Origin of the sequence: Streptomyces corchorusii, from assembly GCF_001514055.1 — a bacterium.
In the GTDB taxonomy this organism is placed as follows: Bacteria; Actinomycetota; Actinomycetes; order Streptomycetales; family Streptomycetaceae; genus Streptomyces; species Streptomyces olivaceoviridis.
The window spans coordinates 73286-93607 of sequence record NZ_KQ948354.1 but is presented as its reverse complement, the minus strand read 5'-3'; the positions used below and the strand labels follow the sequence as shown (position 1 = coordinate 93607).

Here is a 20322-nt window from a genome sequence, read left to right as displayed (position 1 = left end):
GCCGCGGCTCAGCCGCCAGGGACGTCCCGCCGCCCCCGCTGCCCCGCCAGCACCAGCAAGCCGATCACCAGCCACACGGCACCGACCACCTGCGCCGACCCCGCCGCCTCCGCGATGACCGCCACCGTGATCGCCGCGCCGAGCACCGGGACCAGCACGTGCCGCCACCAGCTCCACCGCCCGAGCCGCACCACGAAATACCCCACCACGCTCGCGTGCAGCAGCGTGAACGCGGACAGGGCCCCGATGTCCACCACCGACACCAGCTTGTCCAGGCCGTCGTCGCGGCGCGCCGCCCATCCGGCCGCGACGAGCGTGACCACCGCCGCGCACAGCAGAGCCACCCGCGGCACACCGCCGTCCGTGCGGGACAGGGCCCGCGGCAGCCTCCGGTCGCGGCCCATCGCGAACAGCAGCCGCCCGGCCGCCGCCTGGCCGGCGAGCGCCGCGAACGCCGCCCCGATCGCCTTGCTCGCGGCCACCAGGTCGTGCAGCCACGTCCCGACGGCGGAGTCCACCGCGTCGTAGAAGGCCGAACCCTGTGCCCCGGGATCGCGTGCGAGCCGCGCGGACGTCGCCGGCTCCAGCAGTGCGACCAGATACGTCTGCGCCACGAACAGCACCCCGGCCAGCGCCAGGCAGCACAGCAGCGCCCGCGCCACCTTCGCCGAGCCCCCGGTGACCTCCTCGGCGAACGTGGCGATCGCGTCGAAACCCAGGTAGGACAGGACCGCCACGGACACCGCGCCGATCACCGCCGACAGCGCGAACGCGCCCTGCGTGCCGTCCCCGGACAGCGGCGACAGCACCCCCCGCTGTGCCCCGTCCCGCGCCAGCACCACGACCGCCGACACCACGAACACCAGCAGGACCACGATCTCCAGGGCCAGGACGAGGAAGCCCACGCGCGCGGCGGCCCGTACGCCCCACAGGTTGAGCAGCGTGGTGACGACCACGGCCAGCGCCGTCCACACCCACCGGGACACCTCGGGGACCAGCGCGTTCATCGCGATGCCGGAGAAGAGGTAGGCCACCGCGGGGATGAGCGCGTAGTCGAGCATCGCCATCCAGCCCGCGACGAACCCGGCCCCCTTCCCGAGCCCCGCGCGCGCGTAGGCGAAGACCGACCCGGCCCGCGGTACGACCCGCACCATCTGCGCGTAGCTGAAAGCGGTGAACGCCATGGCGACCGTGGCCACCACGTACACCAGCGCCACCGCGCCGTGCGACGTGGCGTCGAGCGTGCCGAACACCCCGACCGGTGCCATCGGCGCGATGAACAGCAGCCCGTAGACCACGAGGTCCCGGAAGCCGAGGCCGCGCCGCAACCGCTGGTGCGCGCCGGTCGTGGAGGCTGTCGTTCCGGTGTCGGACATACGCACCAGTCTTCCCCGCGCGGCCGCGGGCACGCGATCTCGGCGCCCCCGGACCCGGCCTTACGATGGGACCCATGACCGCTTCCTCTGGCCGCCGTGTCCTGCTCGCCGCCCCCCGGGGCTACTGCGCCGGCGTGGACCGCGCCGTGATCGCCGTCGAGAAGGCCCTGGAACAGTACGGGGCCCCGATCTACGTCCGGCACGAGATCGTCCACAACAAGTACGTCGTGCAGACCCTGGAGAAGAAGGGCGCGATCTTCGTCGAGCGCACGGAGGAGGTGCCGCCCGGCAACATCGTCATGTTCTCCGCGCACGGCGTCGCCCCCGTCGTGCACGAGGAGGCCCGCCAGGGCCGGCTCGCCACCATCGACGCCACCTGCCCCCTCGTCACCAAGGTCCACAAGGAAGCCGTCCGGTACGCCAAGGAGGACTACGACATCCTCCTGATCGGCCACGAGGGCCACGAGGAGGTCATCGGCACCTCCGGCGAGGCCCCCGACCACATCCAGCTCGTCGACGGCCCCGAGGACGTCGCCAAGGTCGAGGTCCGCGACCCGTCCAAGGTCGTCTGGCTCTCCCAGACCACCCTCTCCGTGGACGAGACCATGGAGACCGTCGACGCCCTGAAGACGAAGTTCCCCGGGCTCGTCTCCCCGCCCAGCGACGACATCTGCTACGCCACGCAGAACCGGCAGCTCGCCGTGAAGCAGATGGGCGCCGACGCCGACCTGGTCATCGTCGTCGGCTCGCGCAACTCCTCCAACTCCAAGCGGCTGGTCGAGGTCGCCAAGCTCGCCGGCGCCCGCGAGGCCTACCTGGTGGACTTCGCCGACGAGATCGACGAGGCCTGGCTGGAGGGCGTGACGACCGTCGGCGTCACCTCCGGCGCCTCCGTGCCCGACGTCCTGGTCGAGCAGGTCCTCCAGTGGCTCGCCGAGCGCGGCTACGGCGACGTGGAGATCGTCAAGGCCGCCGAGGAGTCGATCACCTTCTCGCTGCCCAAGGAACTCCGCCGCGACCTGCGCGAGGAGGCGGCGGCGCTGGTCGCCGAGCGCGGCGGGAGCGGCACCTCCGTGGCGTGACCGCCAGTGGTCCGTCGTAACGTGGTGCCATGCAGATCTTCGGCGTGGACATCGGCGGATCCGGCATCAAGGGCGCCCCAGTGGATCTGGACCGGGGCGACCTGGCCCAGGAGCGCTGCAAGGTGCTCACCCCGCACCCGGCGACGCCCGACGGCGTGGCGGACGGGGTCAAACAGGTGGTGGACCACTTCGGGTGGACGGGCCCGGTCGGCCTGACCTTCCCCGGCGTGATCACCGGCGGCGCCACGGTCCGTACGGCGGCGAACGTCGACAAGAGCTGGATCGACACGGACGCGCGCGCGTTGTTCAGCGGCCGGCTCGGCGGCCTGCCGGTGACCGTGGTCAACGACGCGGACGCGGCGGGCGTCGCCGAGATGGAGTTCGGCGCCGGCCGGGGCCGCAAGGGCACGGTCATCCTGCTCACCTTCGGCACGGGCATCGGAAGCGCCGTCTTCGTGGACGGCGTCCTGCTGCCCAACACCGAGCTGGGCCACCTGGAGCTGGACGGCCACGACGCCGAGAAGCGCGCTTCCAGCAAGGTCAAGGAGGACCACGACCTCAGCTGGGAGCAGTGGGCGCACCGCGTCCAGAAGTACCTGGCCCACGTGGAGATGCTGTTCTCGCCGGAGCTGTTCATCATCGGCGGCGGGGTCAGCCGCAAGGCGAACAAGTTCCTGCACCTCATCGAGGGCGTCAAGGCCGAGATCGTGCCCGCCCAGCTGGAGAACAACGCGGGGATCGTGGGCGCGGCGATGAGAGCGGCCCAGCGCGCCTAGGTGTGCTGTCCCGGGGCGGCGGGGCCGGCGGCGTCAGCTCCGTCGCCGGCGCCGTCGCACCCACCGCACCCGGCGGACGAGCACGATCACCCCGGCGGCCAGCGTCCCCGCGTACAGCCAGCCCGCCTGGGTGGCGAGCCCGGTGACCAGCCCCATCAGGCGCCCGAGCAGCCCCCCGCCGCCCTCCGCGACCGGCAGCAGCCCGACGGCGAACGCGATCGGTACGACGACGGGCGCGGTCAGCACGTCCCCGTCGCGCGCCCACAGCGCGGTCAGCGCGCACACCGGCAGGAACAGCACGCCGTAGACCGTCGGGGAGGCGCCGAACAGCAGCTGGTCCAGCCAGCCGAGCAGGAACATGGCCGCGAGGCAGAACAGACCGGTGCCGAGCCCGGTCAGCCGCGGGTTGGGCAGTGGCCCGCCCGCCGCACCGGGCCGGGCTTCCCGCACCGGCCGCGCGGCCGGCCCGCCACCCGGCGCGGGCCGGCGCACACCGCCGGGCCCGCGCCGGACGCCGCCGGGCCCGTGCTCGCCGCCCGCCGGCCGCCGTCCCTGCGCCGGCAGCGGGGCCGACGGGGGCGTGCCGCGTCGCGGTCCGTCGTTCGGGGGTCGCGATCCGTATTGCTCCACAGGGACCAACCTAGGTCTGTTTATGTGCCGAATCGGCCGTGAGACACGCCGATGGCCAGAGCTTGGCCGGGCGATCACCGCTGTCGTGAGGCGGGCGCGCGGGACGCCGTAAACTGGTGGATCGGCCAGTGTCGGTCTCTGGCCCCTGGCAGCCCCTGGCCCACTCAACTACGGGAAGTCGCAACGTGTCGCTCACGATCGGAATCGTCGGCCTGCCCAATGTCGGCAAGTCGACCCTGTTCAACGCCCTGACCAAGAACGACGTGCTGGCGGCCAACTACCCGTTCGCCACGATCGAGCCGAACGTCGGCGTCGTCGGCGTGCCCGACGGCCGCCTCGCCCAGCTCGCCTCGATCTTCAAGTCGGAGCGCATCCTTCCGGCCACGGTCGACTTCGTCGACATCGCTGGCATCGTGCGCGGTGCCTCCGAGGGCGAGGGCCTGGGCAACAAGTTCCTCGCGAACATCCGCGAGTCCGACGCGATCTGCCAGGTCATCCGCGCCTTCAAGGACGAGAACGTCGTGCACGTCGACGGCAAGGTCTCGCCGAAGGACGACATCGAGACGATCAACACCGAGCTGATCCTCGCCGACCTCCAGACCATCGAGAAGGTCCTGCCCCGCCTCCAGAAGGAGTCGCGGATCAAGAAGGACGTCGCGCCCAAGGTCAAGGCCGTTGAGGAGGCCAAGGAGATCCTGGAGAAGGGCGACACGCTCTTCGCGCACGGCATCGTCCAGGGCAGCGAGCGGGCCGAGCTCCTGCACGACCTGCACCTGCTCACCACCAAGCCCTTCCTCTACGTCTTCAACGTGGACGAGGACGAGCTGGTGGACGAGGACTTCAAGAACGAGCAGCGCGCCCTGGTCGCCCCCGCCGAGGCGATCTTCCTCAACGCCAAGCTGGAGGCCGACCTCGCCGAGCTGGACGAGGAGGAGGCCCTGGAGCTCCTCCAGTCCGTCGGCCAGGACGAGCCCGGCCTCGCCACCCTCGCCCGCGTCGGCTTCGACACCCTGGGCTTGCAGACGTACCTGACCGCCGGACCCAAGGAGTCCCGCGCCTGGACCATCAAGAAGGGCGCGACGGCCCCCGAGGCGGCCGGTGTCATCCACACCGACTTCCAGAAGGGCTTCATCAAGGCCGAGGTCATCTCCTTCGACGACCTGGTCGAGGCCGGCTCGGTCACCGAGGCCCGCGCCAAGGGCAAGGCCCGGATGGAGGGCAAGGACTATGTGATGCAGGACGGGGATGTGGTGGAGTTCAGGTTCAACGTGTGAGCCGGTGAAGTAGCGCCACGTCGCTGACTTGGCAAACATGCAGGTCAGATGGGGTCGGCTCCTCCGGGAGCCGGCCCCTTTGTCCATCCCGTGCTGGATCGGTGCTGGATCCTCTGACGTTCAGTCAACATCAGACGCCATTGGACGGGATCAGACGCGTGTTTACTCCGTCGACGCGTGAACTGGCTGGAGTAGTCCCACATGTAAGCGCAGAAGGCTCCATGTGTTCAGACGCTGGATCAGTAGGGATCAGGTGTCGTAAACGGTGGAGCGATGCCCGACGTGGACGACCCACACTACGAGCTCTCCGTTGTCGATCGTGTAGACGACCCGGTAGTCGCCGACCCGCAGTCGACGGCGTTCTGGCTGTGACACGAGCGCGGTGCTGTTGAAGCCGAGGGGGTCGCTCTCCAGCTCGGTCAGTTTGGCCAGGATGCGTAGGGCCATGTCGCGAGGGATCTTCCGGAGCTCAGCCTGTGCCTCCGGCCGGAAGACGGTTCGGTACTCACTCACCGCGCGCCAGCGTCTCCCTCATGATGTCCTCGATCGGGATGCCGGGTGCCGGGTTGGCCATGCGTTCGTCGATGATCCGGTTGATCTCGCGCTCTTCCCACTCCTGGTACTTGCGCAGCACCTCGATGGAGACGATGGCGGCGACTTGCTTGCCCCGTCGGGTGATCACGGTGGGCACGTCATCCCGATCGGCGCGCTCCACGACCTCGGCCAGGTGCGCACGTACGTCGCGGATGGACTCTATGGGTAGCGGCTGCGTCATGCGCCCAAGCGTACCGAGCGTCTCATGTGTACACAATCGCTAGGGAGTGGGTGGTGTCAACGTGTGGCGGGCCCACCACTACGTCGATCACCTGCGCTCTCCGGAGACGGGAAAGGGCTCCCCCTGCCGCGGTGGGCGGCGAAGGGGAGCCTCGGAGAGCCGCCCGTCTACCGGATCAGGTCCCGTCCTCGTCCCGTGTGCGGGGGGCGGCGGGCCGGTACGGGCCGTGCGAGGGGTCCCGGAAGGGTGGGGACGTCATGTCGTCCTCGCCCGTCTCCCACCAGCCTTCCCTCCTTTCGTTCGCGCCGCTCTCCGCCGTCCAGGGCGTGAACGGGTCGGCATCTGTGTCAGCATTCGGGTCCGCGGCCGTGTCGGTGAACGGCGGACCCTCGGGGCCCGGGGAGCGGGGCGACCAGGGCCCCGCGGTGTCCCCGTCGTCCGAAGGCTCGCCTGCCGGCTCCTCGTCGGGGGCCAGGCCAAAGGCCCGCCTGATCTCGTCAGCGGCCTCGTCCAGCCCCTCCGCTTCCAAGAACCGCATCACACGGTGTACGAACACCGTGTATCCGTCCATGTCCGGCTTGAGGCCCGCAGCCGTCAGCAACAGGCGCAGGCGATCCGAGACCCCCACTTCCTCCTCGCGGTCGAACGTCTCCCCTCCGAGGTCACCCTCGTCCCACAGCGGACCCCCGGCGGTCGCCTCGCTCCGCGCGCCCACGGGCGGAACGAGCAGGTGGCGGAAGAGGTCGGGCACCTCCTGGTCGTTGGCCGCCGCCGCGATCTGGGCGAGCGGACCGATCATGTGGACCGCCTTCTCGATCTCGTTCTCGTGGCGGGCCAGCCACCACACCACCGCGCTGCCCGCACTCTTGAGTACGTCGTCGCCGAGGTAGCGCCGTTTGTTGCGCTCGTGCTGGCGCTCGTACTCCCAGACCTCCTCGTCCTTGCGAAGATCGTTCAGCTTCCGCAGGCGCTCGCGGTCGGCGGGAGCGAGGGTCAGCTTCACATCGGCGGCCAGGGCCTTCACCCGTTCGTTCCGGTCCGGGAGCGGGACACCCAACTCCCCGTCCAGGAGATACTGCGCGAAGCTCGCCCGGCCGGGTTCCTCGTGGCGGACGACCTCCCGGGCCCGGCTGACGACCGAGGCGGCGGCGAGGGCCGGGGAGGCTTCGTCGGACCGGCCGGCGTGGTCGGGAACGGGCTTCCACCACACGGTGGCGGAGAAGAGGAAGTCGTAGCCGTCCGTCGCGCTCGGCAGCGCCACGTCGATCACCCGTGTCTCCTGGTACGGCTGCTCCACCGGCGCCGCGGGCGGCTCGGGTTCCCCGGGCTCGTACGGGTCGGCCGACGCGCGGCCACCGCTGAGGACCGTCATCACGAGCAGCAGGGAGCCCGAGGCCGTGACCATGGACATGAAGCCCCAGAGCCACGCCGACCAGTGCAGGAGGCTTCCGAGCGCAGCCGGTGCGAGGCCGCAGAGGGCGACAAACGACAAGAGGGGAAAACGGTGTCTCATCGTGCCTCTTCCGTGGTCCGTGGTCCAGTGTTCGCACGCTCCGTACGGCCGTACTGCACGTGGTCGATGTACTGCCAGAAGAGGGTGGCGACCGCTGTCCGGGACGGGTGGCGCGCGGACCCAACCCAGTCGCAGGCGATGGTGTAGAGGCGGTGGAGGGCGATCGCGCGGCCGTGTGTCGCCCCGACCATCACCTCCAGCGCCATCTTCCGTGTGCTGTCGCCCGCCACGGCGTTCAGCCAGCTCCTCACCAGCGGGTTCCAGAGCTCCGTCGGCGGCTGAGAGAACACGACCTCCCAGCCCAGGAACAGGTCCGGCCAGGGCGGCGGGTCCGGTGCCCGGTCGCTCCTCAACACCTCTGTGAGCAGGTGGAGATGAGGCTCTGCCCCGTGCAGCTCCCCACGCGTCCGCGCCCGCAAGCGGTCGATCAGCAGTCGGTAGAGCCGGCGGTCCCGGCCGGCGAGGTCGAGAAGCGCCTCCCGGGCCCCGCGCGCCGCCTCCCCCTTCCGTACGGCGAGGTAGTGCAGCCGCACCACCGCCTGATCCGGGTGCGTCGCGCTGAGGCTCTGGACGCAGGCTGTGGTCAGGACACGGGCGAGACCGTCCGACAAGGAGCCGGATCTCACGACGCAGTCGTACATCCGCTTGCGGAACCATCCCCCGAACTTCTCGTGGCCGAGACCGAGTTCGAGGGCTGTCACGGCTCGCGGATCGCAGGGCGTTCCGGTCGCGCGGTCCGCCCAGCACGCCACGAGGTCGAAAAGGTGGTCGGGCCGCCCGACGGCCAGGGTTCGCTCGCCGAAGCGGACGACGATGTTCACCCGGTCGTCGGCGGTAAGACCGCGTAGCCCGGCGGCACGGCCGATCCATTCCCTGAGGTCGTCGCGTATCCCGGGAAAGTTCGCCCAGAAGTACGTCCGTACCGCGTCGGCGTAGGCCAGCCGCTCGAAGCGGAGCCGTCCATCCGGATCCCGCTCGATCCCGAGCCCGGCCAACCGCTCTCCGAAATCCGTCCGCGCGAGCTCGGTCGTCGTCTCCTCCTCGTGCCTCACCGTCTTCAGCAGACCGTGCCACGCCTCGTAGACGATGTCGGCGCGGGCTTCCTCGAACATTGCCGTCGCGAGCAGCAGGGCCCGCTCGGGTGCGGTGCGGACCGCGGCCACCTGCCGGCCCACCTCGCTGGCACGGTCGGTCACCGCGTGCATCGCCTGGTCGAGCCATCCCGCGAAGTCGGCGCCGAACCGGCCGCTGTCGCGAGCGGCCCTCACCAATGCCGTGAGCCGCGCCAGTTCTCGCATGGGGGAGCGGTCGCACAGGTGCTTGAGGTCAGCGCTCCGCAGATCCGAGGGACGGAAGGGCATCCGGTCCATGCGGAGGTACCGGGTGACGACGGCGACACCCCTGGGGCGTTCCAGCCTCACCATGCGCGGTTCGAGGTCCGGCGGGTGAGCGTGCTCCATGCCCCACGGCAAGACGACGACCATGTGGGCTCCCGCCTCCTGGACCTGTGGCCGGCGCACGGCCAGGCGGCGCTTGGCTTGGTCGTAGGTCTCCTCGTCGGCGATTCCGGAGAGGTCGAGGAGGAAACGGTCCCCCATACCGGGAACGAGAGGGTTCTCGTCCTTGTCCGTGACGGGAAGCTCCTCGAACCGGACCCCCTCCTCGTCGGCGCTCCCGTCCTGATCGAACCCGTGCAGCAGCATGATCGCCGCGGTGCGGCGGCCGCTGCCGGGCGGCCCTTCCAGCAGCACCACCGATCCGGGCTTCTCCAGACGGTCGGCGGCAACGCGGTAGCCCACCGGCGGAACGAACCGGTCGGCCAGGCGCACCCGGTCCTCGCGGGTGATCCGGAGGGACGCGGTCCCTTTGCGGATCATCCAGTCCGGGCCGACGCCGTAGAAGACGTACTGGTGCCCCTCGCTGTTGTTCACCGGGCCGCGCGGATCGGTGACGGTGACGCGGCCGTACTCGGTCATCGTCCGTCGTCCGAGTGCCGGCGCTCGCGCTCGAAGCGCTGGTGGACCGTACCGCTGTTGTCGCCCGCCGTGAACTGGAGCCCGGTGTTGTCCCCCTCGAAGTGAGGTGCGTTGTACTGATGGCCCTGACCGGTGTGCACAGGTCCCTGTGGCTCGTTGACGAAGGTACCGGACAGGTCGCCGTTCAGGTTCCCGATGCCGCCGCGCACGCGCTGCTCGACGTCGCGCGTTCGCATCCTGGTGTGCCCGGCGTTCCGAGCCGACTTCTCGCGGGACTTCGCCTCCGCCCGTTCTCGCACCGCGCGGGCGTCCCGGTCCACCTCACCCAGCTCGGGCAGGAGCCGGGCGAGGGTGTCGCCGAGCGCCGTCAGGTCCGACTCGGCGTTGCGGTGGTCGAACCGCCTGTACTGGCAGTCCGCCAGCTCCAGCAGATCGGCCGGAAGGACGGCGCGGTCGATCCTCGTGGCCTTTCCGACGAGCACGGGGATCACCAGGGCCCCGCGGCCGAGCGCGGTCTGGATCTCGCGACGGGTCCAGTCCTGCTCGGCTTCGAGGGCAGGACGACCGTCGGCCCCCCGCACCTCCGCCCAGCGCGGGCCGATCACAGCAAGGAGAGCCTCGCACTCCTCCACTGCCCTGACCAGTTCCACCGGGAAACGGCGTCCGGGATCGATCGAGTTGCTGGCGAAGAATATCCGCTCGTCACCGAACCGACGGGCGAGTTCACGAGCGATCATGGTCGCTGCGGACTCCTCGTCACCCGTGCGGTAGTTGACGAAGACGTCGGACATGAAGATTCCCTTCGTGAGAGGCAGACGGGGTGGACGGGCACGGGGCTGTGGACCGGGGCTCCGGTCCGCCCTGGCCGTGAGGTCCCGACCGTGTGACGGCATGGCACATCCACGGGAGGGCGTGCGGATGGAGGGGTGCCGCCCGGTGCGTCACTGGTCGCGGACAGCCCGAGAAACCGGGGGTGACGCGACGCGTCGAGCGGTAAGCAGAGGGTCCCGCCGGGGCCGTGGGATCCGGGGCGGAGGGACCGGGCGGTCCGGTGAGCCGGGCGACTCGACGAGTGTGTGTCGGTCGTGGAGCGGCTGTCAGTCGTGCGCGGGGGCGAGTGCGCGTGCCAGCGCGGGTTGCAGCTCACGCACGGCGCGGCTGCTCCGGAACCGGGAGAGCTCCCGTGCGAGACGCCGGACGTCGCTGTTCACCGTCGCTGAGGGTACGGTCGGCATCACTCCCAGGAGATCCCCGGCGATCGCGCACGCGTGCTCGACCTCCCCGGAGGCGGCATGGGCCAAGGACCGGCGGAAGCCGTACCGGGCGCGGGTACGCAGCGCATGCGGCGGGAGCCGGCGGTACTCCCGGTCGAGTACCTCGGCGGTGGCCTTGGGGCGGCCCAGGTCGTGCAGGCACCAGCCGGTCGACATCGCCGCCGGATCGCTCACGTGGGAGGTGCCGATCACGGGCTCGGCGCCATCGCGGGCGTCGTCGCTGGCGAGCAGTTCCCGCGCCCTGTCGAGGCTGCGGAGGCAGTCGACTTCGTTGCCGGCGAGCGCGTGTCCCTGCGCCTCCCGTTGGGCCGCGAGTCCTCGGATGCGCGGCGGGAGTTCGCTGCTCTGGGCGCGGCGGGCCAGGGCGACGGTGCCGGCGACGTCCCCGCCGTACATGGTGATCAGGGCGCGTCGCACCAGTGCGTAGGAACCGAGGTACGGGTCACCCCCGGTGCGCGCCAGTTCGGCAGCCTCGTCCGTCCAGCCGAGTGCCGCGTCGCGGTCCCCGGCCTCCTGGGCCATCCAGCCGGTGAACTCCGCGAACCGGGAGGCGAGCAGGAGCGCAGGGGTCCGTGAAGCGGACCGGGCGTCGGCGGCCAGCCGGGCGATCATGCGGGTCTGCGTCTCCAGCAAGGGCAACAGGACCTTGGGTGCGGTGGACTGACCGAGCTGCCGCAGCTGGTCGAACTGCATGCGGAGGGAGGGCAGGAGGGGGTTGTCGGTCGAGGACAGGGCCTGACCGCCGAGTTTCAGGCCGAGGTCGATCAGCGCCCCCGTACCCGCCGAGAGGACCGCCCGGCGCCCGACGAGCCAGCGGCTCGGTCCGGCGGGGCATTCGGCGGTGCCCGAGCCCGAGTCCGTCTCGGGACGGGTGACCAGGCGTTGCAGCTCGCCGTCCGCGCCGAGGAAGGCGTCGCACCGCCGGGCTAGTTCGGGGGACGCGGAACGCTCCCCGCGCTCGACCTTGCTGAGGTGCCCCTTGTCGTAGTTGAGCGCCATGGAGAACTCCGTCAGAGTCAGCCCCGCTTCTACTCGCAAACGGCGAAGTTCCGGGCCAAAGCGTAAATCCGTGCTCATCGTCAACCTCCCCTTGAACAGTGACCGTGGGGGCCGTCCACCCTCACGGGAGCCGTCAACCGACGATCACCGGTGGACGAGAAACCCGACAGCGAACACTCGTTGTAGCGGCGACGTTTCGCTTCTCATCCGAAAGTGAGTCTGGAACGACGCGTGCCTGGAGAATCGGGGGTCGGCGGTGTTGCCCGTTGCCTCTTTCGTTCTCCGTTGTTTCCCGTCCACGGTCGGGCGGGGTGAAGCGGACGGCGTAGGCGGTGCCGAGACGGCATCGAGGTGTAAGAAAGCGCCGAGCGAGCCGGTCCGGTCGTAGAAGGCCCGCGTCGAACACCTCTACGCGGTCGCCGACGGCGAGGTCATACCCGAGACGGGCCGAACGCGGCGGCAAGCAGAGTTCGCCTGCACGCCGGACGGTACCGCGCCGGTCGCAACGAGCCGGGCAGTATGATCCGCCGTTATATCTTCCGCTGAATCACCTGACCGACCGGCGATAGATCTGCCGTGAGCCGCCTTCCGGGCCCGGATCAGTGGCTTCGGCCGGGGTGAAGCCGAGACCTTCGTAGAAGGCGCGTGCCCCGCTGGCAGCAGCGCCCGGGTGGTCGGGCCCGAAGGTGACCACCTCGATCGTGCCTGGGCCGAGCACGAACCTGCGTGTTGCGTCGGCCATCAGCGCCGCACCGACGCCCTTCCCACGTGCCTTCTCCGAGACGACGAGCCAATGGACGTGGTAAACCGGGGGCTCCGCGCCGAAGAGCAGCCCGCCGAGGAGATTCGATTCCGAGGAGAGGGCGACGAGGGCCGCGGACTGGCGGATGTGCTTGTCCACGGCGCTGTGGAAACCAGGGTCCTCGACCATCGGGCCGAACCAGTGCTCGACCTGGGCTGCCAAGTCGAGGAAACCGGGGAAGTCCTGTTCTCGCGCGAGTCTGACGATCATCCGGGCAGTCTGGCAGACGAGGCAGACGTTGCCTGACGCGGCGAGCAGGCCGGATGGGGGCCGGCTGTCCGGGGGGCGGACCCGGTCGTGAGGTGAGTCGTGGGCAGGGCCGGTCTCTGATCGGGCCCGTCCGCGGGCGCGGCAGGTCTTCGGCGAGTGGCCGGGTGGACGGCGCGTCCGCCCGGGCCCCTTCCGTCAGCCCAACTGGCGTACCGACATGAGCAGATGGCGGTGTTCCTCGGAGGTCGTGTGGTCCGTGTCCGGCAGGCCGGTCAGCATCGCCCGTTGTCCGGGGCCCAGGAGTTCGAAGCGCACCCGGGGGGCGTTGAAGGAAGCGAGGGCTTCCAGCAGGTACGCCGGGTTGAAGGCGACCGCCATGTCGTCGGCGCCCTCCAGCGTGGCCGGGAGCCGCTGTGAAGCGACGTCGTCCTCGTACCCCGCCTGGAGCAGGACGGTTCCCCGGGCGGAGAAGTCCAGCCGGATGGGGCTGTTGGGCTCCGCGACGACCGCGACACGGCGGACCGCGTCGGCGAGCGGCTCCCGCTGCGCGACCGCGACTGCCGGGCCGTCCAGCGCGAACAGCTTGTCGTAGCGCGGCAGCCGCCCCTCCAGCAGCCGCAGCGTCGTACGCATCCCGGCTGCCTCGAACGAGATCAAGCCGCCGCCCGAGCCGTTCAGCCCGACACGAAGGGGGCCGGACTTCGCCAGCGAACGGGAGATCTCGGTCAGCCTGCGGCCCGGTACCACCACCTCCACGGCCTCGGAGCCGGTTTCCGCGGGCTGCCAGGACACCGTGCGCACGGCATAGCGGTACCGGTCCGACGCGGCCAGCGTCATCGACTCGCCGTCCAGCCGCACCTGGATGCCCGTGAGCACCGGGAGCGTGTCGTCACGGCCCGCCGCCATCACGACCTGCCCGACGGCGGCGGCGAGTTCGGCCGCATCCACCACTCCGCGACGGGCCGGAAGCTCGGGCAGCGCCGGGTACTCCTGTACGGGCAGCGTCGACAGCCCGAAGCGCGTACCGCCGCCGTCCATCGTGAAGCGCACACCCTCCAGCGCGCACCGCACCATCGCATCGGGCAGCACCCGGCAGATGTCGAGCAGCCGGCGCCCGGGTACGAGCACCCGACCGGGTGCCGGGGTCTTTGCCGCCACCTCGATGTCGGCGGAGGCCTCGTAGTCGAAGCCCGAGATGCGCAGTCGGCCCTCCCGGGCGTCCAGCATCAACCCGCCCAGCACCGGCACGGGCGAACGGGCGGGCAGCGACTTGGCCGCCCACCCCACTGCCCCCGCCAGAGCGCCCCGCTCGATCCGGAACTCCATCAGCGCATCCCCCAGCACGTCGTACCCGTTGGACCGCGCACGCTATACGTCGCCACTGACAACGCCCGCGGACCCGAGGCCGTTCAGGGAGCGCTCGCTATCGCGGCCACGCGGGGCGCGACCAGCGTGCGGTAGCAGGCCGTGCGCAGCGCCACCGACTCGTCGAGGCGCCCCGCGTTGAAGAAGATCTCCTCGTGCGCGAAGAGGGCCGGGTCGGCGACCACCTCCAGTTCCGGGTCGAAGCTCAACGGCATGATGCAGCCGCTGACACAGCCCGTCAGATGCTCGGCGACCTCCCCCGCCGCGAAGGACGCCTCCCGGCCGGCGTACAGCGCGGTGAGCGCGGGCAGGTCGACCCTGCGGTCCCCGGGCACCACCGCGATCACGTAGCGACGCCGCTTGCTGCTCAGCGCCACCCTGATGACCAGGCTCTTCGCGGCCTGGTCCAAGCGGTGGCCGCGCAGCGCGCTGGCCAGGTCGGTGCGTCCCTGCGGTGCATGGTTCAGCAGGCGGTACCGGGCGCCGCCCCTGGCGAGCAGGTCGAGCAGGCGGGTACGGCTGTCCGCAGTCGCGAGCGCGGAGGACATGGCGATCCTTTTCTGGGAGAGGTGTCGGCGGCTCAGCGGTCGCGCAGCTCCAACGTGCAGCACTTGACGCTGCCGCCGGCCTTGAGCAGTTCGGTGAGCTCGACCCCGATCGGTTCGAAGCCACGGGCACGCAACTGGGCCTGCAATCCCTTGGCCGCGGTCGGCAGCAGCACGTGGCGTCCGTCGGAGAAGGCGTTGAGCCCGAAGACGGCGGCGTCCTCCGCCGTGGCGATCACCGCGTGCGGGAACAGGGCCCGCAGTACGGCCTGGCTGCCCGGGGTGAAGGCGTCGGGGTAGTACATGATCTCGTCGTCGGACAGGACCGCGAGGGCGGTGTCCAGGTGGTAGTGCCTCGGGTTGACCAGCGTCAGCGAGGTGACCGGCAGCCCGAAGAACTCCTGCGCCTCGGTGTGGGCACGGATGTCGGTGCGGAAGCCGGTCCCGGCGAGTATCCGTCGGCCGACGGTGAGGAGATCACCCTCGCCCTCGTTGATGTGCTCGGGCCACAGCACGTCCTGGTAGCCGCGCTCCTCGAACCAGCGCAGGTAGGCGGGCCCCTCGGCGGTGCGCTCGGCGTGCCGGAAGCGGGCGCCGAAGACCCTGCCGTCGACGACGGTGGCGCCGTTGGCCGCGAACACCATGTCGGGCAGCCCCTCGACCGGCTTGATCTCCTCGACGCTGTGGCCCAGTTCGAGGTAGAGGTCGCGCAACTGCTCCCACTGGCGCACCGCGAGCATCGTGTCGGTGTCGCGGCCGGGGTTCATCCAGGGGTTGATCGAGTACGTGACGTCGTAGTGCCGCGGCCGGCACATCAGCAGCCTGCGGCGGGTGGCGGTGCGGGTGCGCTGCTCCGCCGGGTGCGTCGAGACGCTGGGCGCGATGGTGTCGGTGACGGGCACGGTTGCTCCTTCGACTGTGCTCATGGGTGATGAGGTACGGAACAGGTCTCACGGGTGGTGAGGGGTGTGGGCTCACGGGTGGTGAGGGGGAGTGGGTTCACGGGTGGTGAGGGGCTCAGCGAGGTGAGGGTGTCCGGCCCGCGCGCGGTGGTGGTGGGGGGAGCGGGCGGGCCGGGGCGCGGGAGTCGGTCGTTCAGCGTCCGCTGGGGATCGCGGTCTCGCCGGGGGCTTCCTCGGCAGCGGCCGTCACGTGGGCCTCGCCGACGCCCTCCGCCGCGACGGTCTTCTCAGCGGGGTCCGGTTCAGCGGGGTCCGGCTCGGCCTCGTCCGTCTCCTCGGCCGCGTTCCGTGGTCCGTCCGACGACCGCAGGCCGGCGAAGGCCAGGGCCGCCGCCACCGTGCCGAGGACCGCGCAGGTCGCCCAGACACCGTCGCCGTAGTGGGTCCACATCAGCATGCCGAGCGCCGGGCCGACCGCCGAGCCGAGGCCGAACACGGTCTGGGACGCGGCGATGTAGCGACCGCGGACCTTCTCGTCGGCCTTCGCCGGGTGTGCCCACAGGGTCGGTCCGCTGATCATGAGGCCGCCCACGCTGACGGCGGTGGTCAGCAGGACCAGCGCGGGCACGCTGCCTGGCAGGCCGTAGCCGGCGATGCCGAGGCAGTAGACGAACGTGCCCACCGTCGCGGCCGTGCTGGCACGCCAGCGGCTGATCCGTGCGGTCACCGCCAGTTCGAAGCTGATCAGCAGGGCCGAGGACAGGGTGAGCACACCGCTGTACAGGGAGGTGGGGTGGCCCGCCTCGTCGAGGTCGACCGGAAGCACCGCGAAGAACTGGGCGTACACCAGGGCGCTGAGCAGCATGGAGCCCAGGTAGAGCAGGAAGCGGTGGTCGCGCACCATGGCGCCGTACGCCGAGCGCTGGGTCTCCCGGGCGGCGCCGGGGCCCTGGGCACCGGCGGCCGGTGCCGGCCGGGGCAGCAGGATCGCGGCGAGCAGGGCGTAGGCCAGCGCCGTCGAGCCGTCCACCCAGAACAGCAGGTTCCAGTCGATCTGGATGAGGCCCGCGGCGAGCAGCGGGCCCGCTGCGGCGCCGATGTTCATGGCGATGCGCAGCATGGAGAATCCCATGACGCGGAACTCGTCCGGCATCAGATCGCTCAGCAGCGCCGAGGCGGCCGGGCGGTACGACTGCGTCATCAGGCCGAGGACGACGACCACGCCGAGCAGGACGGGGTAGTCGCCGGGGTCGGCCAGCCAGGGGATGAGGAAGACCAGGACGGCCGAGCAGCCCATCGCCGTGGCGATGGTGTTGCGGCTGCCGAGCCGGGAGGTCAGTTCGCCCCCGAGGACGGTGCCCGCCACCGCGCCCACGCCGTAGGCGCCGAGCAGGAAGCCCGCCTTGTCGACGCCGTACCCGCGGTGTGTCAGGTACAGCACCAGGAAGGTCTGTACGAAGGCGCCGAGCTGGTTGAGCAGCACACCGCCGAGGAGGTAGCGGACCGAGCGGGGCGTGGCCCGCAGGGCGTCGAGGACACCGGGCGCGGCGTTCTCCTTGGACTTGGACACACTCATCGCTTCACCTTCGTAGGGGGGAGAGGGGCCCTCCCGGGCCTTCGGCGCCCGGAGCGGGCCGGGTGTCAGGAACCGACGGCCTGGTCGAAGGAGAAGACACCCTCGGGGTCGTACTTCTGCTTCACCTGGACCAGGCGCCCGTAGTTGGCGCCGTAGTAGGCCTCGCGCCAGTTCGTGAGGTGCGGGTCGACGAAGTTCTGGTAGGCGGACCCGGTGACGTGCGGGGCCATGCCGGCGTGCAGGCCGTCCAGCCAGTCGAGGTTGGCGGCGATCAGGCCGGGGTCGTCGTCGTCCGTCCAGGAGGTGTCCATGGAGACCAGGAACAGGGTGTCCCGGTGGACGAAGGCGGTGGCGTCCGGGGCCACGCGGTTGATGGCGCCGCCCCAGGAGAACAGGCCGACCCCGCCGCCGTCGGCGTTGTGGCTGCCGGGCCAGCGTTCGACCCAGGACAGCATGGTCTCGACGCCGTCGCCGGACAGCGGTTCGCGGATGTAGTTGGAGCGGAGCGCAAACTGGTCCCCGGAGGTGGCGTGGACCATGTACTTGTTGGCCTCCCAGAACGTGCGCTCGGCGACGTCCCTGGACACCGGGGTGGCCGCGGCCAGGACCGGGTCCAGGATCTGAAGGCACTCGCTCGCCGGGCCGAAGTACTGGCCCTGGAGGGTGACTTCGGCGTTGTCCCGGATCGCGCCGGGTCCGGTGCCGTGCGTCCACACACCGAGCCGGGCCGCGAAGTCGTCCGGCGCCCGCCGCACCATGTGCTGTCCGGCCTCCAGGACGGCGGCGGCGTCGGACCACTTCCAGGTGAGGTGGAAGGTGGTGACGTCCGGGACCGGATGGGCCTGGAAGGTGAGGGAGACGTTGATGCCGAAGTTGCCGCCGCCGCCGCCCTTGCAGGCCCAGAACAGGTCGGGGTTCTCCCGCTCGTTGGCCACCGCGAGGGAGCCGTCGGCGAGGACCACGGTGGTCTCCACCAGGGCGTCGGCGGTCAGGCCGTAGCGGCGGGCGGCGAAGGCGGCGCCGCCGCCGAGCGCCAGGCCCGCGACACCGACGGTCGGACTGGTGCCGGTGGAGAAGACCATCTCGTACGGCTGCATCGCGTCGTAGACGTGGCTGATCTTGGCGCCGCCGCCCGCGACGACCAGGCCGGTGGAGCCGTCGGCACGGGTCTGGGTGAGCCTGCTGAGGTCGATGACCAGGCCGTCGTTGACGGAGTAACCGGCGAAGCTGTGGCCGCCGTTGCGGGCGACGACCGGGACGCCCTGCTCGCGCGCCCACACGAGGGCCCGCTGGACGTCCGCGGTGTGGGCCGCGGTGAGCACGGCGGCCGGGGTGCGGTGCTTGTAGCGCGTGTTGAACAGGTGCGAGCCGACGCGGAAGCCGGGGCTGCCCGGCAGGAAGACGCGCCCCTCCACCTCGCCGGCCAGCCGGGAGTAGTCGACGCCGGCCACCGTCAGCGCACCTCCTCGATGGCGGAGACGCCGCTCGCGGCGTGGGCGCCGTAGCGCTCCCAGCGCTCGTGCAGCCGTATCCGCCCGTCGGCCAGGACCTCGGGGGTGTTGACGCTGTATCCGGAGATCACCCGGCCGTCGTCGAGGACCATGCTGTACGAAAAGCTGATCACACCGTCCGTGTCGCGGGTCCCCGCCAGGGAGCCGCGCCGTACGTCGCCGCCGGTGAAATCGGCCCAGACCAGATCACCCCGCTGCCGGTACAGCGCGATGGGCGCGTCGTCGGCCGGGTCGGCCAGGACCTTCCGGAATCGCTTGCCGTCGTAGTTGATCACGTCAGCCATGGAACAGGCGGGCGCGATTGCCCGGAAGGGCCCTGCCGGACGGCCAATCAACCGGACGTGAACCCGGGCCGCGTCCGGGTTGATTGTCCCTCTCGGACATGGCTTCCGGGCAACCCGCGCACCCCGTGGAATCGCCCTGTCACTCGGATTCAGGAGGCGATCAGCGCGTGGACGACAACAGTGCCGGCGAGGCCGCGAAGGACGTGATCCTGCTCATCGGGTGCGGGCTGCGCAAGTACCGCGAGTACCTGCTGGCCGGTGCCGCGGCGACGCACCCGGTCTGGCTGTTCACGGACGACGAGCCCGACTGGCAGACACCCTGCCTCAGCGGGCACACGGTCGTGGACCTCACCGACCGGGACGCCGTGCTCACGGCCGCCCGGGAGCTGGCGGGGCGCGTCACGGTGCGCGGTGTACTCAGCTGGGACGAGACCCTGATCGTGACGACCGCGCACGTGGCGGAGGCACTCGGCCTGCCCGGCGCGGGCGTGGACGGCGTGGAGGGCTGCCGGGACAAGTACCGCAGCCGCCGGCTGCTCACCGAGGCGGGCATCGACCAGCCCCGGTACGCCTGGGTGGACACCGCCGAGGAGGCGCTCGCGGCGGCGGAGGAGATCGGCTACCCGGTCGTCGTCAAGCCGCGCGGCATGGGCGCCAGCATCGGCGTCGTGCTCGCCGCGGACGCCGGCGAGGTCGCCGAGGCGTTCCGGACCGCCGACGAGTCCAGCCGGATCGGAGCGGTCTCCTACCGCGGCGGGGCGCTGGTCGAGGAGTACCTTCGAGGGCCCGAGATCAGCGTCGACGCGGCCGTCGTGGACGGCGAGTACCACCCGATGTTCGTGGCCCGCAAACAGGTCGGTCTCTTCCCCTACTTCGAGGAGATCGGCCACCACGTCGCCGCGGACGACCCGCTGCGCACCGATCCGGAACTGCTGGCGATGCTGCGGGCCGCGCACCGCGCCATCGGCTACGGCTCCGGCATCACCCACACGGAGGTCAAGCTGACCTCCCGCGGTCCGGTCATCGTCGAGATCAACGGGCGGCTCGGCGGCGACCTCATCCCGCGCCTGGGGCAGCTCGCCACCGGCATCGACCCGGCCCGCGCCGCCGTGCGCGCCGCGCTGGGACAGCGCCCCGACTTCACCGACACCGAGCACCGCACGGTCGGCATCCGCTTCGGTTACCCGCCCGAGGACTGCGTGGTCCGCTCGGTCACCCCGCCCGCCGCCGCCGAGGGCCTGCTCGCCGCCGAGGCGATGGCCGGACCCGGCACCGAACTGAGGCTGCCCCCGAACGGCTACCTCGCCCGCCACTCCTACGTCATCGTCGCCGGCGCGGACCCCGCGCAGACCGCCGCCCGCCTGGACGCGGCGGCGGCCCTGGTCGTCCTGGACCGGCAGCCGCTGACCGAGCCCGTCCCGGCGTGAAGCGGGCCCACCGGCCCGGGACCGC

At 71.1% G+C, this 20322-nt stretch carries 19 protein-coding genes; 4 read left to right on the top strand and 15 right to left on the bottom strand.

Features of this window, described 5'->3' with window-relative positions:
- Nucleotides 1–8 precede the first annotated feature (8 nt).
- Nucleotides 9–1376 (bottom strand): APC family permease, encoded by a 1368-nt coding sequence (locus AQJ11_RS10425; RefSeq protein ID WP_059262836.1) that lies wholly within the window; start codon nt 1374–1376, stop codon nt 9–11.
- A 65-nt stretch (nt 1377–1441) separates the two neighbouring features.
- On the opposite strand from AQJ11_RS10425, the gene AQJ11_RS10420 reads away from it, so the two are divergent.
- On the top strand, nt 1442–2458 hold the full coding sequence (locus AQJ11_RS10420; RefSeq protein WP_086011572.1) for a 4-hydroxy-3-methylbut-2-enyl diphosphate reductase: 1017 nt from the start codon (nt 1442–1444) through the stop codon (nt 2456–2458).
- A gap of 29 nt (nt 2459–2487) precedes the next feature.
- Entirely contained in the window at nt 2488–3234 is a 747-nt protein-coding gene (gene ppgK / locus AQJ11_RS10415; protein ID WP_058081748.1) for a polyphosphate--glucose phosphotransferase, read from the top strand.
- A 33-nt stretch (nt 3235–3267) separates the two neighbouring features.
- On the opposite strand, the gene AQJ11_RS10410 is transcribed toward ppgK, so the two are convergent.
- The gene (locus AQJ11_RS10410) at nt 3268–3864 is read right to left on the bottom strand and encodes a DUF6542 domain-containing protein (RefSeq protein ID WP_203349011.1); all 597 of its coding nucleotides are present in this window, start codon (nt 3862–3864) and stop codon (nt 3268–3270) included.
- A gap of 185 nt (nt 3865–4049) precedes the next feature.
- On the opposite strand from AQJ11_RS10410, the gene ychF reads away from it, so the two are divergent.
- A complete protein-coding gene (gene ychF / locus AQJ11_RS10405; RefSeq protein WP_014674714.1) occupies nt 4050–5138 on the top strand; it encodes a redox-regulated ATPase YchF in 1089 nt (362 codons plus the stop codon).
- Between the two features lie 249 nt (nt 5139–5387).
- Here the strand turns inward: ychF and AQJ11_RS10400 are convergent, their stop codons facing one another.
- The 13 genes from AQJ11_RS10400 to AQJ11_RS10340 all read right to left on the bottom strand — a co-directional run bounded on the left by AQJ11_RS10400 (nt 5388) and on the right by AQJ11_RS10340 (nt 18861).
- Nucleotides 5388–5651, bottom strand: a complete 264-nt coding sequence (locus AQJ11_RS10400) for a type II toxin-antitoxin system RelE family toxin (RefSeq protein ID WP_059262835.1) — start codon at nt 5649–5651, stop codon at nt 5388–5390.
- Nucleotides 5644–5913: a type II toxin-antitoxin system Phd/YefM family antitoxin gene (locus AQJ11_RS10395; RefSeq protein WP_059262833.1), complete on the bottom strand. Its 270-nt coding sequence runs from the start codon at nt 5911–5913 to the stop codon at nt 5644–5646. The genes AQJ11_RS10400 and AQJ11_RS10395 overlap by 8 nt, the downstream gene beginning before the upstream one ends.
- A gap of 175 nt (nt 5914–6088) precedes the next feature.
- Nucleotides 6089–7324, bottom strand: coding sequence for a hypothetical protein (locus AQJ11_RS10390; protein ID WP_244218186.1), 1236 nt, complete (start codon nt 7322–7324; stop codon nt 6089–6091).
- 98 nt (nt 7325–7422) lie between these two features.
- Complete coding sequence (locus AQJ11_RS10385; protein ID WP_059262829.1) at nt 7423–9402, bottom strand: hypothetical protein; 1980 nt, start codon at nt 9400–9402, stop codon at nt 7423–7425.
- Entirely contained in the window at nt 9399–10193 is a 795-nt protein-coding gene (locus AQJ11_RS10380; RefSeq protein ID WP_059262826.1) for a toll/interleukin-1 receptor domain-containing protein, read from the bottom strand. Before AQJ11_RS10380 ends, AQJ11_RS10385 begins: the two co-directional genes overlap by 4 nt.
- A 306-nt stretch (nt 10194–10499) precedes the next feature.
- A complete protein-coding gene (locus AQJ11_RS10375; protein WP_059262824.1) occupies nt 10500–11753 on the bottom strand; it encodes a helix-turn-helix domain-containing protein in 1254 nt (417 codons plus the stop codon).
- Between the two features lie 469 nt (nt 11754–12222).
- A complete protein-coding gene (locus tag AQJ11_RS10370; protein WP_059262822.1) occupies nt 12223–12687 on the bottom strand; it encodes a GNAT family N-acetyltransferase in 465 nt (154 codons plus the stop codon).
- Between the two features lie 195 nt (nt 12688–12882).
- Nucleotides 12883–14013 (bottom strand): DNA polymerase III subunit beta, encoded by a 1131-nt coding sequence (gene dnaN / locus AQJ11_RS10365; RefSeq protein ID WP_059262820.1) that lies wholly within the window; start codon nt 14011–14013, stop codon nt 12883–12885.
- Nucleotides 14014–14096: 83 nt separating this feature from the next.
- Nucleotides 14097–14600 carry a YbaK/EbsC family protein gene (locus tag AQJ11_RS10360; RefSeq protein WP_059262818.1) on the bottom strand — a complete coding sequence of 168 codons (504 nt, stop codon included), beginning with the start codon at nt 14598–14600 and terminating at the stop codon, nt 14097–14099.
- Between the two features lie 32 nt (nt 14601–14632).
- The gene (ddaH, locus tag AQJ11_RS10355; protein ID WP_059262816.1) at nt 14633–15499 is read right to left on the bottom strand and encodes a dimethylargininase; all 867 of its coding nucleotides are present in this window, start codon (nt 15497–15499) and stop codon (nt 14633–14635) included.
- Nucleotides 15500–15692: 193 nt separating this feature from the next.
- Nucleotides 15693–17075: an MFS transporter gene (locus AQJ11_RS10350; RefSeq protein WP_059262814.1), complete on the bottom strand. Its 1383-nt coding sequence runs from the start codon at nt 17073–17075 to the stop codon at nt 15693–15695.
- A gap of 65 nt (nt 17076–17140) precedes the next feature.
- Nucleotides 17141–18526 carry an FAD-binding oxidoreductase gene (locus AQJ11_RS10345; RefSeq protein ID WP_058081759.1) on the bottom strand — a complete coding sequence of 462 codons (1386 nt, stop codon included), beginning with the start codon at nt 18524–18526 and terminating at the stop codon, nt 17141–17143.
- A gap of 2 nt (nt 18527–18528) precedes the next feature.
- On the bottom strand, nt 18529–18861 hold the full coding sequence (locus AQJ11_RS10340) for an avidin-fold protein (RefSeq protein ID WP_059262812.1): 333 nt from the start codon (nt 18859–18861) through the stop codon (nt 18529–18531).
- Between the two features lie 176 nt (nt 18862–19037).
- On the opposite strand from AQJ11_RS10340, the gene AQJ11_RS10335 reads away from it, so the two are divergent.
- Nucleotides 19038–20297 (top strand): ATP-grasp domain-containing protein, encoded by a 1260-nt coding sequence (locus tag AQJ11_RS10335; RefSeq protein ID WP_059262809.1) that lies wholly within the window; start codon nt 19038–19040, stop codon nt 20295–20297.
- Nucleotides 20298–20322: the final 25 nt, after the last annotated feature.